The organism is Candidatus Melainabacteria bacterium (genome assembly GCA_003963305.1).
In the GTDB taxonomy this organism is placed as follows: domain Bacteria; phylum Cyanobacteriota; class Vampirovibrionia; order Obscuribacterales; family Obscuribacteraceae; genus PALSA-1081.
Map to the genome: position 1 here is coordinate 291,780 of RXJR01000009.1, position 15,546 is coordinate 307,325.

Sequence of the window (15,546 nt, forward strand, 5' to 3'; positions counted from 1 at the left end):
CTGCATCAGTTTGCTGAGTCAGTCTGCTGAGTCAGTTTGCTGAGTCAGTCTGCTGCATCAGTCTGCTGCATCAGTTTGCTGAGTCAGTCTGCTGCATCAGTCTGCTGTTACTTTGTATTTTGCTTCTATCTGTTTGGCGGCTGCGCTTTTACCAAGTTTTTCCAGCGCGGTTGCATATTCTGAGGCGGCCTTTGTTAGAAGCTCCTGGAAGTTGAGTTCTTCACATTTTTCGATCGCTAGCTTCAATTCAGGCTCGGCTTCGCTGAATTTCGCCGCGCGCATTGAATTTAGCCCCATGTTGTAGTGTACCGTTGCAATGTTGTGTTTCGCTGCATTGCTGTCTGGATTCAGAACGAGCGCTTCCTGAAAAGTTGCGAGAGCTTTGCTGAATTGCCTGGCATTCATCGCCATTAAGCCCTTGTTGTTTAAGGCTGCTCCCAGGTTGTGTTTGAGTGACACAGAGTCTGGATATTTTGCCACTCCCTCCTGCAGCAATACTGTAGCCTTGTCGTAGTCCTTTGCGTTCATAGCGTCCGTCGCCTGTCTGGTGATGGTCACCAGGTCCGACGAGTTGGCGATATCTGATGCGGATAGCAAGCCCTGCGCGTTTATGCTGGCATGCGGTACTGATGCTAAATCAATCGAGTAGAGTTTGCGCAAGGTTTTCGCATCGCGCTGGCTGACTTTGAGTCTTTCATAGTCGAGCGGCAGGCTGCTATACATGATGTCGTTTGGTGATGGGCTGTGTCCTGCAATTCCCAGAGCATGTCCCAGTTCGTGAGTGCATATCAAGCGTATCAACTGATCGTTTAAGTGCATGCCCTGGTCGATGTCGATTGTCAGCACAGTAATCCTCACTGCAGCCAGGCTATTCCCCAGCGGTCGCAGCAACGCCTCGCCACCTTCCGCTGGATTCGAAACATCTTTTGGATTGTCGGACCAGAGAAAGACGATAGAAGCCTGCTCCTGTTTATCGACCTGTACGAACTTGATCAAACCGTTGCTGGCGTCTTCCCACGCCTTCAGCGCGTTCTGCAATTCCGCGGCATAACTTTGTTTGTATCCACGTTTGCTGGAGCCGTCTGAGATAAAGATTTTGATTGGAATGTTTTCTTTGTTCCAGCGAACAGGATTGTTTCCTATTGCCTCGTCAAAGTAATCTTCGGGATTGTGTGATGTCACCGCCTGACTGTGATTGCTGCCCATCAAGTCGACAAAGGCTCTGGCTTGCGAAGCGCGTGCATTGGCTGGATATTTAGCGAGAAACTCTTTAAATGATGCCAGCGCTTCTGCTGTTCTTCCTGATGATTGGAGTGTCGCGGACAAGCTCCAGAGCGCATCTGGTTGATTGGGGTTGAGACTGAGTGCTTTTCTGAATGACGCGATTGCATCGTCTGACATTCCTGAACGTGCCTGGCAGACGCCCAGGGCGCACACTGAGTAATAGAATTCCGGTGCCAGTGCAACTGCCTCTTGTGCCTGCTTGAGCGCATTCTGCACGTTGCCGCCCTCCAGCGTTTGCATGGACTCTTTGACCAGATTTGCTGATTGAGCTTCTTTTGCAGATATCGCTTTGCCGTCCATCATGAATGTGTCAGCAGCTAAGCAAGGACTTTGAGTTCCCACCATAAAGGTGTCGATCAATGCAACGCCAAAAGCCAGCGTCAGAAGAATGACGATGTTCAGGTTTGTAAGATGTGGGTGCCTAATCATTTTGCGTCTATTCATTTGGCGTTTATTCATGTCTATTCATTCATGTCTGCTCGTTTTATGTCTATTCATGTCTATTCATTTTGTGTCGGTCAATTGTTCGAGGTAATCTTTCTGGGTCGTATAGACGATGTTATTTCCGGGAATCGCGCCGAATGCCCGGCGAATTTTTTCGGCATCTTCCAATTTTGATTTGACCTCTTTGTCAGGTGAGCCGATCAGATTTTCGAAGCCGCGGCTCATCTCATTGCGTCGGGCAATTCTCCAGTTGAGAATACGGATTATTGCCAGTCTGATTATTGGCACAAGTACAAACAGTGTTCCGTAAATAGCAAAAAAGAGGAATAGAGCGGGTGGTTTGCTGACGCGGTGGGTGAACAGGCAGAGCCACCAGAAAAACAGTGAACCGAGAAAATTGCCTATCGCCAGTGCGAGTACTGGTCGAAGCGCCTGTGGACTCATTTTCGAGAATTGCCAGGGCTTCTCTTCAATGTATTCCGGCATGAAAGTGTAGGAAACGTTGGTACTGCGCTGTTGCATGTCCGGAAAAACATAAATCAATTGTCCGGACTCTGAAAGTCTCGGATAGCCGCTAAATTTTGATAAGACCTGAAAAAGTGCTGGTTCATCGTCTGCAGGACGCCCCGTATATGGTGGCAGATGTTCGGCAATAATTATTCCTTCGTTTAAACGAATTACTTGAGCAAGCAACTTCCATCGATTTTCGCTAAGTTGCTCGTTGGGATTTCCTTCGCCGAACAGAAAGGAATAGCAGTCGAGCAGAAAACCTTGTTTTGACTTGCCCGATGACGCATCTTCTTGTGATGGGTCGTGTTTTTTCCAGAGCACGATGTCTTGCATCGCGATGCGCTTGATCAGGTACCCAAAGTCGCCCCACATCGCTCCGACTTCATGAGATGCCCCCATTCCTGCTGCGATAACTGTCTGGAAAAGCAGTATCGTGCCGAATATGAAGAGAAAGGAGAGCAGTAGCGTGATACCAAATGAGATGCGAAAGAGAAAGAACAAAACTTTGAAGATGCTGTTCCAGGCATTCAGTAAAACTCGTTTCACGCCCTGAGCGTAGTATGCCATCGCGAAGTTTGGCGGAAAATTGTAGAAGACTTCTCCTACATCTGTGACGTCGAGTGTGGCTTGACTTTGCGCGGCGACTGAGTTGAGTTCTTCAGTCACTTCATTGAGCGGCAGACCTGTCGTTGCCACCACATCGGCGACTGTGACGCGATTGTTGAGTTCGCGTATGGCTTTGATGATCGTTCGCTTTCTGGTTGAGGCGCTCAATGCTGACGTCTTATACCTTAAATTAGAGCATCCGTTCACTATGTGCCCGCTTCACGAACGGACAGTCGCTTCCGAGTCTATCTACAGAAGGCAGTGTAACATTGCAGCTGTTAAGAAATGGAGCGCCCGGTCCTCACAGTCGAGGAGCCGGGAACTGAGTTATTGTTGCCTGACCTAGAACCCTGTTCCAAAAGTACCGGCGCCAATTCCGGCCATCCAGCGAGTTGCCAGAGAATGCTGGGCGCCTGCTAGCGGCTCGACCCAAATTGGTGCTGTCCACATGCGGTCAAGGTTCGCTGTTTTTGGATCTGTTCTGCCGACTTCGACATAATAGGCTGAACCCTGACCGACTTTGTTGGTTACCGGATCGAAGGCGACAACCTGGTTGTTGCTTAGTAGCTGACTGCCGGTCATCGTCTGTTCCTGGACGACTTCCGCTAATTTACCGTCGCCAATTTTCTTGTCTCCCCAGAGTTTCACTGAATACTGCGCGTCGGGTTCAATCTTTCCGTCTATCTTCATTTTCAAGGCCAACGAATCGACGGCGCTCTGGTCGAGGATGCTGCCCATGACGAACTTATCATTGGCGGTCAACACTCCGCTCAGTTTTTCACTGCTTGTGGTGGCGATGGTGCGGCGCTCGCGCAGGGCATCAAGAATATCGACTTTGGTTAGCCCTCTGGCGTAGATGCCTGTAGCTCCCGGGTTGCCGACAGGGTCGCCGAAGTGGAAATCGCGCCCGAATGTAGGGCTGGCGTGCACGCCTTTGTCGAGATAGCCTGCGAAGCTAGTTGGATCGAGGTTGCCGGTTGGCACTTTGTCGACCGGGTTTGGATTGAGAGCGCCGCCTTTAATTAATTCGATCTGTCTGACATACGGGTCAGCAAATCGGCGCAGCCACTCATCGTGGTTTTTGAAAGACTTTTGACCGTAATCTCTGCCGCGCTGTGCTGCAGGTGTGTTTGGATTTTCATCCGCCAGATAGCGGGGGTGATTCAGTTGAATGACCGGAGTGTTGCCGGTCGTATCTTTTAATTTGTCGAGGTGGTCGACCATTGCTTTGTAGTCGCCGTCGTTGTACTTGATCACGTCTGGTGCTTTGACGACAGGTTCGGGGGGTCTGCCTGTCAATCGCGACATGAAGCCGTCGAGCAAGCCAGGCTGTTGCTTTTGAGAGAGGAAGAATTGAGGCACTTCAAAGAGGTTGATGTGATTGACGCCACCAATGTGAGCGGCGGCATTCGATTCAGCTCGTGCTTCAGCAAGGTTGAAGGTTCCGCCCGGGTTGGTTTCGCCTATCGCTTCGGCACCAGCCATGCCATGGGTATGGTGTTCGCCAGCCTCTAGCCCTGCTTCTATGCCACCGCCGCCGTGACTGTGTCCACCGCCGACTTTGCCAATGGTACCCATTTCGACGCCCACTAAGGAGACGTGTTTTTCGTTAGTAGTAGCTGCGGCATCTGCGAATGTTTGAGAATATTCGATGGGATTTTCGGCTACGACCGGCGTTCCTGCCTGGTCTGCGGTGCGCGGGTCATCTGCTCCGACCCCACCGCGAGCGGCAGCGTGATTGTGGTCAGTGATAGTAGTGACTTGCTGACCTTCCTGTTGAGCTCGCTCGTACAGTTGTTTTGGCAAACCCATGCCATCTGAATAGCGTGAGTGTCCGTGTAGCGAACCGTAATACATTGTCAAATCGTCCGGTGCGCCAGTGAGCGACCTTTCGACACTTTCATTGGCGATGCCGTATTGCTGCAGGCGGCGACCGAGCGCAGTTTTCGGTTCTATCTTGCCGGTCAGGGATTCGGCGGTGGCCGTGGCGGTATTAGCATCGAGATTGGGATTAAGGATGCCTCGTGATTTCGCCTTTACTGCGTTGACGTCGAGAGCGATGCCTCCGCCGGGTGTTTCAGTGACTGGTGCTGATTCGCTGCGGCTGAACTTGCCTTTCATACTGTTTATCCAGGAGTCGGCGGCGATCATGCCTTCGTTCTCGCCTTTGAGAATGAATCGCTGCGACTTTTGTGCGAAATCACCGAAAACTGTGTCGCTGGTGGCGACTTTGTGGCCAAATGAGGCGCCTGCGAAGCCGCCTGCCAGGTTCAATCCCAGGTCGACAGTGCCTGCGACTGTACTTTTCGCCAGACCTTTGGCTGCTGCATTGAGACTGCCTGCTGGGCTGTTGGCTTCATCTTCTGCGGCTCTGACGCGGTTCACAGCTCCGACGACCATGGGAATTGTGAAAGCGGCGCCGATTATCATGCCCGCTGGACCCCGCGCTGGAATGATGTAACCGAGCGCTGAACCCATCAGTGCAGAAGTGGCTAAAGTCTTCCCTGCCACGATGGCTGTATCGACCGGGTGTTCGTATGCTTCCTTGACAAACTGAGCGCTGGCGTTGGGCAACTCCTGAGCCGCTGCGAGTGTGACATCGAGGGTTCCGATTCTGTCTGCCATTGGGGCGTCCTCATCAGGCTAGCGAGGTTATTCTCACAGTAAATAGCCGCCACATCATTGGGGAAATTACGCACGCAGCTCACATCTAATGATCGAAATGCGACAATGAAACTTTTCGCCCGGGAGATCAAAGTTGTTCGGAAATCAAAGGAAACTCTTCGTACTTTTTGCAGTCGCTGTTGGCGTATCTTCTCTTGCACCACAATTGGTGCGTGCTCAGGATGATTCAACTGATGATAGTGTTACTTTGTCACGCGAAAAGCCAATAGCAGCGCCGGTTCCAGAAAACCAACCTGCTACGCTGGCACCGCCAGAGGTGCCGGTTCTGGGTTCGAATCAGCCATCTTATCCGTCCGCGCCGCAGTATGAAAATGACGATTCGAACAGACCTTTTCGGTATCCTCAGTATTCACCGTATAATTCCTACACGCCTCAAGAACAGTATGGACAGCCTTACACGCGTCCAGGATATTATCCTTCGGGTTCGCCTGACTATGAGCCTACTTCTAACTTTCCGCAGTATGGCGGTTCGCAGCAAACTCCCTACTATCGCGGTGGAATCACAGTTGTACCGCAAGGGCTGGTAATTCCAATTGATCTGCGCACGGCGATTTCGACGCAGGTGGCGAAAGCCGGCGACTTCATTGAAGCGACGGTAAATCAGAACATTCCCTTGAATGGCTCAGGCTATCTGCCGGCTGGATCGGTGATCAGTGGGCAGGTCACTGAAGCCAAAGCCGGGCGCAGACTCAGTCGCTCCGGTTCGCTCAGTATCGCCTTCAACAACTTGAGACTGCCCAGCGGTGCCAGTTTTCCGATGACCGCTCATCTTGTCGGGAGCATCGGACGATACAAGGATGTTAACGGTGTCGAACGCGGTGAGGGGTGGAAGGCAAAATTAGGCCAGTTCGCTCTCAGAGGAGTGGGCGGGGCCGGACTCGGCGCGGCTCTCGGTACCGGTCTGGGAGCCATCGTCAACGGCGGCTCCGGAGCTGGAACGGGTGCCTGGGCCGGAGCTGCTTTCGGCGGCGGTCTCGGCGCTATGGATATGCTTTTGAGAAAGGGTCGCGATGTCATCATTCCATCGGGCACTGAGATGAAATTACAGATGGATCAGCCTCTCAATTTGCCATTACCCGGTGGATCATGAAGAGCTGATTACGTCTGCTTAATCGCAGGGGCTTGAGCCGGGCACTGGGCATAATACCCGTGTGGTGTCCGGAAGCGAGTATGGCTAGAATCAGAAAAGCTGCACAGCTGCAAGCGATTGCTTATCGCGCGGTTCCCGGTGCGCAATTCCGGGCCAAGTTACGCGAATACGACTCGGGATCGCAAGGTACCCTTTATGGTCTCTTTCTGTTCCTTGGTTTGATCGGCATTGTACTGTGCAGTTTCATGAACTTTCTCGTGCCGTATTGCTTGCCACTGTTGATTTTGTTCGGCACATTGGCTTTCTTTTGCGTGTCCAGTGATTTGATCAGCATCGGCGAACGTGGCGTTGCTTTTCCGATTGCCAGCGGGTTTGGATTGGGCGGACGGACGATCCGTCTGTGGTCGGATGTTGAGTCTGTGGAAGTGATCTCGGCGCACGGCAAACTCGATTCGCCCATACAGAAGGGTGGCAGTGCATTTCGGCTTGTTTTCAAATCTGGCGGGCATATTGTTTTGCCCTTGCAGAATTTCACCCGTGAAAGTGTGGGTTCATTTGTCGCGGCTTTGCAGGAGTGGGCAAAAGAGGATGCTCAGGTCGATCGTCAGCTTGAACATGTACCGCGTTTGTGGGAACTCGAGAACGGCGATTTCAGCGAAACAAGAGAGCTTTCCTACACTAAGTTCTGGGAAGAGGAACTGGCGAATAACTACAGTTTTACCGCGTTTGTGCCTCTGCAAGTAGGTCAGAAACTTCGCAATGGTTCTCTTGTTGTCGTCAAACAAATTGCAGCTGGTGGTTTTTCTGCAATCTACACCGTGCATGACGATGAGCGCAGAATGTTTGTCTTGAAAGAGTCAGTCATACCAAACACGACCGATGAAAAGACTAAAGAGAAGGCGAAAGAACATTTTAAACGTGAAGCAGAAATTCTGATCAAGTTGGATCATCCTAATATAGCCAAAGTGGTCGACCACTTTGTTGATACTGCCCGCGATTACTTGCTTCTAGAGTACATTGAAGGTCCGGACGCAAGAGATCTGGCAAGACATAAGGGTAAGCAGCCCGTTGCAAGCGTTTTGAAGTGGGCACTTCAGATGACGGATGTTTTGCACTATTTGCATTCGCAGACCCCACCCGTGATTCATCGTGATATATCGCCGGATAATATGGTCATCAATAAAGCTGGTGATGCTGTTCTGATCGATTTCGGTGCGGCAAATGAATTTGTTGGTGAGGCGACGGGTACTCTCGTCGGCAAGCAAGCATACATGTCGCCGGAGCAGATTCGTGGAAAAGTGACACCCCAAAGTGACATCTATTCGCTTGGTGCAACGATTCATTTTTTACTGACCGGTAAAGATCCTGAACCGCTTAGTTCCTCTCATCCTTCTCAAGTAGATGCTTCCATACCTGAGGAACTGGATGGTCTTGTGAATTTATGTACGCGGCTGGAACTGAGCGAGCGAGTCAAAGATGCTGCAGATCTTCAGTCTCGTTTGGCTGCACTCTCGCTTCTGGCAAATCAGAAGATGCCTGCTGCTGCCGGTCTTGATCGGGGTCATGATGATGTCTGAGCAGTCGACAGGGGTTGTTCATGAAGAGCCGACTGGAGTAGTTCATGATGAACCGATTCGAGTTGTTAAAGATGAGCCGACTGTAGTTCATGACGAATCGATTCTAGTTGTTCAAGATGATCCGGCTGTTGTTCATGATGAACAGATCAGAGTTGTTCCAACTGAGCAGCCCGGACTCGTTCATGAAGAGCCCGACGACGCTGTACATGCGAAGCCGACTCAAGTTGTTCAGAAAGAGCCAGCCGTTCATGGGCGCACTGTCGTTGCCGATAACCTCTTTGCTTACCAGCAAACTGAAGTCCTGATACAGTACGGTCATTTAGAAGAAGACTTGCAGCAGCTTTCCCTTGCGACACAGCGTCAAAAGGAACGTGTTCAGGAATTGCAGCTAGCCATGATGATTGCAATTGCTGCTCCCTTCGTCACTATTGAAAGCCTTTTTGCCGCGGGAAAAGTCCTCTGTCCCTCTTTGTTGATCAGTTTTGCCAAAGCCTGCAACGTGATGCACCCGCACACTAGCGAGTTCTATCTGGAGCAGTCTCATGGGTTTATGTATGCCATTGGCGGACCCCTGCTGATTCTCTTTATTGTTCTGTTCGCCCTTTATCGATTGCACGCACTGGGACCATGGGGACCGCTCGCTCCGACTCATATCGGGCTGCTGCCATCAGGTGTACGTCGTCACTGGAAGAGTCTGTTCCTCGGTTGGACCCCAGGATTGAGACCGTGGGATGAAGTCAAATCTGTTGAGATTCGTGAGTATGGAAAAAAGAAACATCGTAAACGCATCACGTTGCGATACGAAAAGAGGCGACCGCTGTCTATCGAGGTGACTGCTATCCGGCGCATGCCTGAGAAGGAGGCTCTAGCCAATGCCCTCAGATATTATTTGCCATCGCATGTTAAAGGTGAATTGAACACTCTTTTGGAAAAAACTCTCCCCAGGCAAAACCGTTATACGGAAATCTGGACGCAGGCGCTTTTGAACCGCCCACAGCGATTGCTTCTGACGGCGCTCGCTCCGCAGACTGTTCTGCATGAGGGGCGCTATACCATCAAAGAGCAGATTGGTGCAGGTGGACAGGGTACTGCATATTTAGCTTCCGCTGATGGACTGATACCTGAAGTAGTGCTGAAAGAGTATGTATTGCCAGACCACAATAACGTGCATGACAGACGCCGGGCTCTCAAACGACTTGAAGATGAAGTGCAGATTCTCAGCCGCCTGAATCATTCTCAAATAGTCAGGCTGCATGATGTTTTCATTGAGGATCACCGAGCTTATCTGGTTCTCGATTATATAGACGGACCGTCTTTGAAATCAGCAGTTATCAAAGATGGAAAGTTGGATGTTTTGAAGACGCTGGAACTATCTCTGCAGATGTGCTCAATGTTGAAATACTTACATTCTTTGTCACCGCCTCTGGTGCATCAAGATTTTACACCTGATAACTTGTTGCTCACCAAATCTGGTGTCCTTAAGCTGGTCGATTTTAACGTAGCGAAGGAAAGCGCGACTACGAAAACCAGTCTGGTAGTGGGTAAACAGTGTTATATGCCTCCGGAACAGTTCCGCGGTAAAACAAGTGTTCAGAGTGACATCTACGCGATGGGTGCTTCGCTCTATTTCCTCCTTGTCGGCTCGGAGCCTGAGCCTCTTACGTCTTCTCACCCGCGTTCTGTTTGTTCTGAGATCCCTGAAGAATTGGACCAGATTGTTGCTAGAGCTACTGCATTAGAACCGGAAAGCCGATACGCTTCCGCTCTGGAGTTAGAGCGCGACCTTCAGAAGGTTCAGCATGAACTTTTGTCTGCTCACAGGCAGAATTCATCCCTGCAGGAGGGCTGATGAAAGAAGAGGTTCTCGATCTGTCTGGAAATATCAGGAAGACTATTCACTATCCGAGCTACAGAATCAGCTCAGAGCATCCGCATCGCCTCTATCCTTTCTTTGATATTAGCATTCAAGCGTTTCATTGCATCCTTATCGTTTTTTTTCTGGAAGCCATCATGCTCGCTTCGGTGCATTTTGGCGGAACTCCTGAATTGGGAATGTTTTTAGCGGCCATAATTCCTTTCTCTGTTTTTTGTTCAGGAATTTTCTTACGTAATACCCGTCTGACTGTTTCTGAAGGTGGTATTTCGTTTCCTGTATTGATGGCTCCAGCGCTTAACGGCAGGCTGTTTCGACCCTGGTCCGATTTGTTGTCTGTAGATTTGCACGAAACCAGAGACTCTCTCAACTATGTGAACGGCAATTCTTTGACTTTTACTTTTAAATCTGGAGGCTGCGTAAATATTGGCACCACTAGAATCCCTCGCGCCGATCTGCGTCTGTTGCAACAAAGTTTGATTGATAAAACAGATCTTTCTGCTGATCTGCCGGCATTAACAGACCTTGTTGCCCGAAACGACCTGGAAATATTCGATTCCCAGCTCTTTGTGTTTCTAAAGAAACACAGGCATGTTCTGTCTGATTCGTTTGGTGTGACGAACCATAATCTCTATGCAGCAGGCAAGCCGATTCTGAATAACGAGTTTATTGTCGAGAGAGTTTTGGCGGGTTCGGCAGGGCGCAGCGCTTATCTTGTCGCTGATGTGGCGAATGGACGGAACGTCTGCATGCGTGAATATGATATTCGCATGCTGGATGGTGATGCGCGCCTGCTCGCTGCGCAAGAATTGCAATCAACAGGCGAAATGTACAAAAATCTGCAGATTCCGTATCTGTTGAATTTGCTGGATGTGCGCCTCGAGAACGATAACTTCTATGTCTTTATGGAGCCACAATCAAAGAGCCTCAGGGAGTATCTGAAGAAGTCTGGGACCTTAGATGAGAAAGCTGTCTTGTCTCTGGCTTTGAAGTTGGCTGAGGCTGTCGACAGGCTTCAAAATTTGAATCCCCTTCTTACCATTGGCGGTATCAGACCTGATTCCATCGCATACAGCCCGGATGGTTCGACTTCAATCGGCGAGTTTGGTTTTGCCGATGATGTTTTAATGAAGTTTTCTAATCAGCTGCTTGTTGATGCACCATATGCGGCACCAGAAAGAATTTCTTCACGTCCCGGAAATAGGAGTGATCTGTATTCAATTGGCGCCACCATGTACTTTGCTCTTACGGGCATAGATCCGATACCATTTGCTACGGCGCAGGTTCGCTCCAGTAAACCCAAAGTTTCTCAAACAACAGCTCTGCTAATTGAAGAATTGCTCAACCCCGACCCGACTCTGAGGGGAACCGTGCAAGAGTTGATAATGAAATTAGGGGGCTTTGTCTCAGTGACTGAAGCAGTCAGCGGAGGCGGGCATGAGTGACGAATTAGTGCCACGCTCTGAGTCAGATTGCGAGCGCGTGCTGAATGAGGTCGCTATGCCTCTGTTTGATTTACGAGACACTTCTTTGCAGGCTCTTGATCAATGCAATTCGACTGGTGGTGATCTGCAGAGTCAGTTGCTGCTTGCATATCGTGGCAGCGAAACGCCGGCGCGTGTTTTTTCGAGGTCGACTTTTGAATCAAATCAACTCGGGCTCTTCAAGTGGCTTCAAGCCTTTTCACCGATTCCTGTCGTGATTGGTGCTATAGTCGGCTTCGAGCTACCGGCTGTTTTGATGGCATTCCATTTTGATGGTCTGTTTTTTAATACGTTGTTAGTTATCTTTGTCAGCGTGACCATTGGTTCTTTGCTTGCGGTGTTACTCTTCAGCGTTTACATGAATCGACGTGGACGCACCACTGGCGAGCAGGGCGTGAAAGCTTCATTCGCCAGTGTCTTTGAGCCAGATCATATCGCTATCTCTCCACAGGGACTTAATTTGCAGTGGTCATCCAAGTGTTTTTCGCACATGGGTCTTGTATTGCCCTGGAAGCGAATCGCTCTCGCTTATGTTGAGGAGCATGTGGATGCGGAAACAAATGAGTCATATGAAATTCTCTGTATTCGTGACAATATCGGCAAGGCTTTGCGACTGGATTGCCGCGCATTTGCCAGCAGCGTACTGGTGAAGGCGCTGCAAAAGAGAGCACCGTGGGCGGTCAAGGCACCTCCAATGGTGCTGGCGTTGCAACCGGTGCAGTTGTTCAGGTGGCAATACTTGTTGCGCTGGTCTTATGACCTGTTCAGAACTTCATCGTCGCAAACAATGCTTGAGATCGGTGTCGGTTCTCTGCTTAAAAAGGATAAGTATAAGATTCTTGAAACAATTGACCTGCAACGGTTTGGAGTAGAGCACATCGCAGAAGTTTTGACGGGAAGTGGCGATAGGACATCGACTGCACGATCGTACAAAGGGCTGAACTGCTATGACCAGAGTGAAAGTTCATGTTCTACTCAGGTGAAGGTACAGCAGTTCGTGCTGCCGCGTCAGCAGTCTGTAGTTGAATGGTATTGGATGTTGAACCATTTCGAAATGGATGTGCGTCGCCTCAGTGGCGTTAATAGCAATAACATAACGCGATGGTTAGATGTGTTTATCGAAAATGGTTCGGCATTCGTCGTCACTGAATACGATGCTTCAAAAACGTTGCGTCAGATTGTTCAGGAGTCCGGTCCGTTATCTGAAGCGCGAGTGAGAGAAATTGCACTAGAAATGACAGAAGTTCTATTGCATCTGCATCAACTAGACCCGCCGTACGTGCATGGATCTTTCACGCCCGATGCCCTGGTACTTGCCGGAGAAGGATTTGTAAAACTGAACCAGTTTGCACTTGGGCGACATCTTGTGCCATCTAAAATGTTCTCCTCGTACTGTGATCGTCGCTACGCTTCTATGGAATTATTGCGCGATCGTCCAAGCGTGCAGTCAGACATATACTCGTTCGGATGTACACTCTATTATTTGCTGACCGGCGATGATCCAGAGCCTTTTCAGCACTCCAATCCGAAACTGAAACGATCTGATATTTCGGACCGTTTTAACCAGATCGTCATGAAGGCAACAGAAACGTCTGCTGGTCGTCGTTTCGATTCAGCATCGGAGATCAAGGATGCCATTCTCGAACTGGCAAACTCTGAAACAAGTTTGGTTTTGCTCTAAATCTAACCGCGTATCGCTTTGGCTCGTCCGCGCATCTTTGCTGCTTCGGACTTATGATTAGTCTTTTCCAGAACATCAGCATAGCTATCTAAAATTGGCGACAGCGAAGCATGTTGTGGTCCATTTAGTTTCTCGGAAACTTTCACTGCATCGCTTAATAGAGGTGCTGCTTCGGCATATCTGCCTTGCTTGGCGAGTAAAGAGCTGAGGGCCAACTGGCAGCTCAAAAGATAGCCGCTGTTTTTTCCGTATGCCTTTTCGAATACTTCCAGTCCGTGATGATAGAGCGCTTCTGCCTCTTGCGCATTGCCCATTTTGATCAGGCATTGGGCCAGGTTGTCTGTGCGAGTGAGAGTTTCTGGTTTTTGCTCCCCTAAGACTTTCCTTGATATTTCCAGAGCGCGTCGGTAGAGAGGTTCAGCCTGAGCCGGTTTTCCTTCTTGAAGATAAAGTTTGGCAAGGTTTTCGCAGCTTGATGCAATAGCGATATGTGAAGGCGAAAGAATCTGTTCGCGTATTTGCAATGAGCGTTTGTAGAACTGCTCACCATAAGAAAGTTTGCCTGCTCCGGCGTAAGAGCCGCCCAATCCATCGAGCAAAGTTGCGAGCTCCAGATCTCCTTCTGAACCTCGCTTTTCGGTCATCTCCTGGGCTTGTTTCACAAGTATCTCGGCTGATTCCAGTTCTCGGTGAGTTTGATAGAACGCCGACAATTTGGCAAAACTTGATGTAACGGCGCTGCGATCTTTCATCATTTTGTCTGCGTAGGCGAGAATTTTATTGCTCAGCGCATCAGCTTTGGCTTGATTGCCCGCTTTCAAATAGAAGTGGCACATCTTTCCAACACTGGCGATAACTTCTGGATTGTCTGCACCCATCGCCTTTTGCTTGATAGCAATTGCCCGTTCAAACAAAGGCTCTGCTTTCGCCGATTGTCCTCGAAAGTTGTACAAAACGCCGAGATTGGTCAAACTCGATGCAAGACGCAAATCTTTGTCACCGAAGCCCTCGGCTTCCTTCAAAGCTTGTTTAAACAAACGTTCGGCTTGTCCCCAGCTGGCCTGGTCGTAAGCTTTAGCCCCTTCCGTACTGTACTTGTTCCATTCTTCTTCTCCTGCCAATGATGCTTGCGCTGTGAGCGCACAAAGCACAGCGGTAAGTGAGGTGGCGGCAAATGTAGATCGCATATACAAGAATGGCTTTGTCACGGCGTTTGCTCCTGTGCTAATTCTAGCGCGTTCTGCATGACATCGCATTATGAGTTAATTCATCAAACAAAATTTGATTATCTAAATTGCATATAAAGGTGCATCGAAAGCCAATACAACAGGCTTCTGCAACTATTAAATTTGTCCGGGTTCTTTCAGCCCCGCTCGTATTGTTTCTTCGTTGAACTCTTTGTGTGGCACGAGATCAGAGGGAAGCATCTCTGAATCGGCAAGAGGTTGACTGATTCCCTCAGACAGCATTCTGATCTGGGCAAATGCGGTGAGCGGATTGCGCATAGATTTTTCCGATGCTGCAGCGACCACATAGTGAGCTAGTGCCGGCACCGGAAGAATCAGGACAGGCTTTTTCATTACTTTCGCTACGCGTTTGACCGCTTTCGATAGCGTGATTTCCTCTGGTCCTACTACTGCGCAAGTTTGTTTAGAGAGTCTTCCATCTGTTAATGAGGCAATAATGATCCGCACCATGTCTTCGACTGCGATCGGGCTCATCTTTTTTTCCAACAATCCGACAGATGGAAACACCGCGACACCCGGCACTATGTCGAGGGTCCTTTTGATGCTGGTCAGCATGCTGTCGCCACTGCCGTAAATAATTCCAGGTTTGAGTATTGTGTAGTCAAGACCACTATTGCGAATTAGTTCTTCGGCTTCCCACTTTGATTTGTAATAAGCCGAAAACGCTCGAGGCCTTGCTCTTAAGTAACTGACATAGAGGATCTTTTTGACTCCGGCTCGCAGAGCCGCGTTGATAACGTGTTTAGTCGCCTCCACGTGAATGCGATGGAAATCGCCGCTTTGAGATTCTCGATTGATGCCAACCAGGTGGGCGACCGCATCGCATCCCTGGAATGCCGCGTAGAGTTTTTTGTCATCGGTGTACTGGATGGGCGTAAACGCCGCGTTCGGTGTTTTGCGGATCTCCGGGTCGCGATTGTTGATGCCGCGTGCCAGTACTTTCGCGTACTGCCCATTGGCAACCAGGGTTCGCGCCAGGTGTGCCCCAAGGAAGCCTGTTCCGCCTGTTATTGCAACGATCATTTTTGCACCTGAAAATCGCTATTGCACGACTAGCCTAACTCA

General features: G+C 49.8%; 10 protein-coding genes. 5 read left to right on the plus strand and 5 right to left on the minus strand.

From position 1 onward, the window contains the following. Window positions 1–96 precede the first annotated feature (96 nt). The 3 genes from EKK48_11320 to EKK48_11330 form a co-directional block, all read right to left on the minus strand. On the minus strand, window positions 97–1,743 hold the full coding sequence (locus EKK48_11320; protein ID RTL42570.1) for a matrixin family metalloprotease: 1,647 nt from the start codon (window positions 1,741–1,743) through the stop codon (window positions 97–99). A gap of 45 nt (window positions 1,744–1,788) precedes the next feature. Beyond that, window positions 1,789–3,012 (minus strand): hypothetical protein, encoded by a 1,224-nt coding sequence (locus tag EKK48_11325; GenBank protein ID RTL42571.1) that lies wholly within the window; start codon window positions 3,010–3,012, stop codon window positions 1,789–1,791. Between the two features lie 174 nt (window positions 3,013–3,186). Then, window positions 3,187–5,469 (minus strand): hypothetical protein, encoded by a 2,283-nt coding sequence (locus tag EKK48_11330; protein RTL42572.1) that lies wholly within the window; start codon window positions 5,467–5,469, stop codon window positions 3,187–3,189. Between the two features lie 133 nt (window positions 5,470–5,602). On the opposite strand from EKK48_11330, the gene EKK48_11335 reads away from it, so the two are divergent. From EKK48_11335 to EKK48_11355, 5 genes are all read left to right on the plus strand, one after another. After that, entirely contained in the window at window positions 5,603–6,619 is a 1,017-nt protein-coding gene (locus EKK48_11335; GenBank protein RTL42573.1) for a hypothetical protein, read from the plus strand. Window positions 6,620–6,699: 80 nt separating this feature from the next. Further along, window positions 6,700–8,196 (plus strand): serine/threonine protein kinase, encoded by a 1,497-nt coding sequence (locus EKK48_11340; protein RTL42574.1) that lies wholly within the window; start codon window positions 6,700–6,702, stop codon window positions 8,194–8,196. Beyond that, entirely contained in the window at window positions 8,096–10,045 is a 1,950-nt protein-coding gene (locus EKK48_11345; GenBank protein ID RTL42575.1) for a serine/threonine protein kinase, read from the plus strand. The genes EKK48_11340 and EKK48_11345 overlap by 101 nt, the downstream gene beginning before the upstream one ends. Further along, entirely contained in the window at window positions 10,045–11,514 is a 1,470-nt protein-coding gene (locus EKK48_11350) for a hypothetical protein (GenBank protein ID RTL42576.1), read from the plus strand. Before EKK48_11345 ends, EKK48_11350 begins: the two co-directional genes overlap by 1 nt. Beyond that, on the plus strand, window positions 11,507–13,234 hold the full coding sequence (locus EKK48_11355) for a hypothetical protein (protein ID RTL42577.1): 1,728 nt from the start codon (window positions 11,507–11,509) through the stop codon (window positions 13,232–13,234). The genes EKK48_11350 and EKK48_11355 overlap by 8 nt, the downstream gene beginning before the upstream one ends. 2 nt (window positions 13,235–13,236) lie before the next feature. On the opposite strand, the gene EKK48_11360 is transcribed toward EKK48_11355, so the two are convergent. After that, the gene (locus tag EKK48_11360; GenBank protein RTL42578.1) at window positions 13,237–14,490 is read right to left on the minus strand and encodes a tetratricopeptide repeat-containing protein; all 1,254 of its coding nucleotides are present in this window, start codon (window positions 14,488–14,490) and stop codon (window positions 13,237–13,239) included. Window positions 14,491–14,577: 87 nt separating this feature from the next. Next, window positions 14,578–15,504 carry an NAD-dependent epimerase/dehydratase family protein gene (locus EKK48_11365; GenBank protein ID RTL42579.1) on the minus strand — a complete coding sequence of 309 codons (927 nt, stop codon included), beginning with the start codon at window positions 15,502–15,504 and terminating at the stop codon, window positions 14,578–14,580. Between the last annotated feature and the right edge of the window lie 42 nt (window positions 15,505–15,546).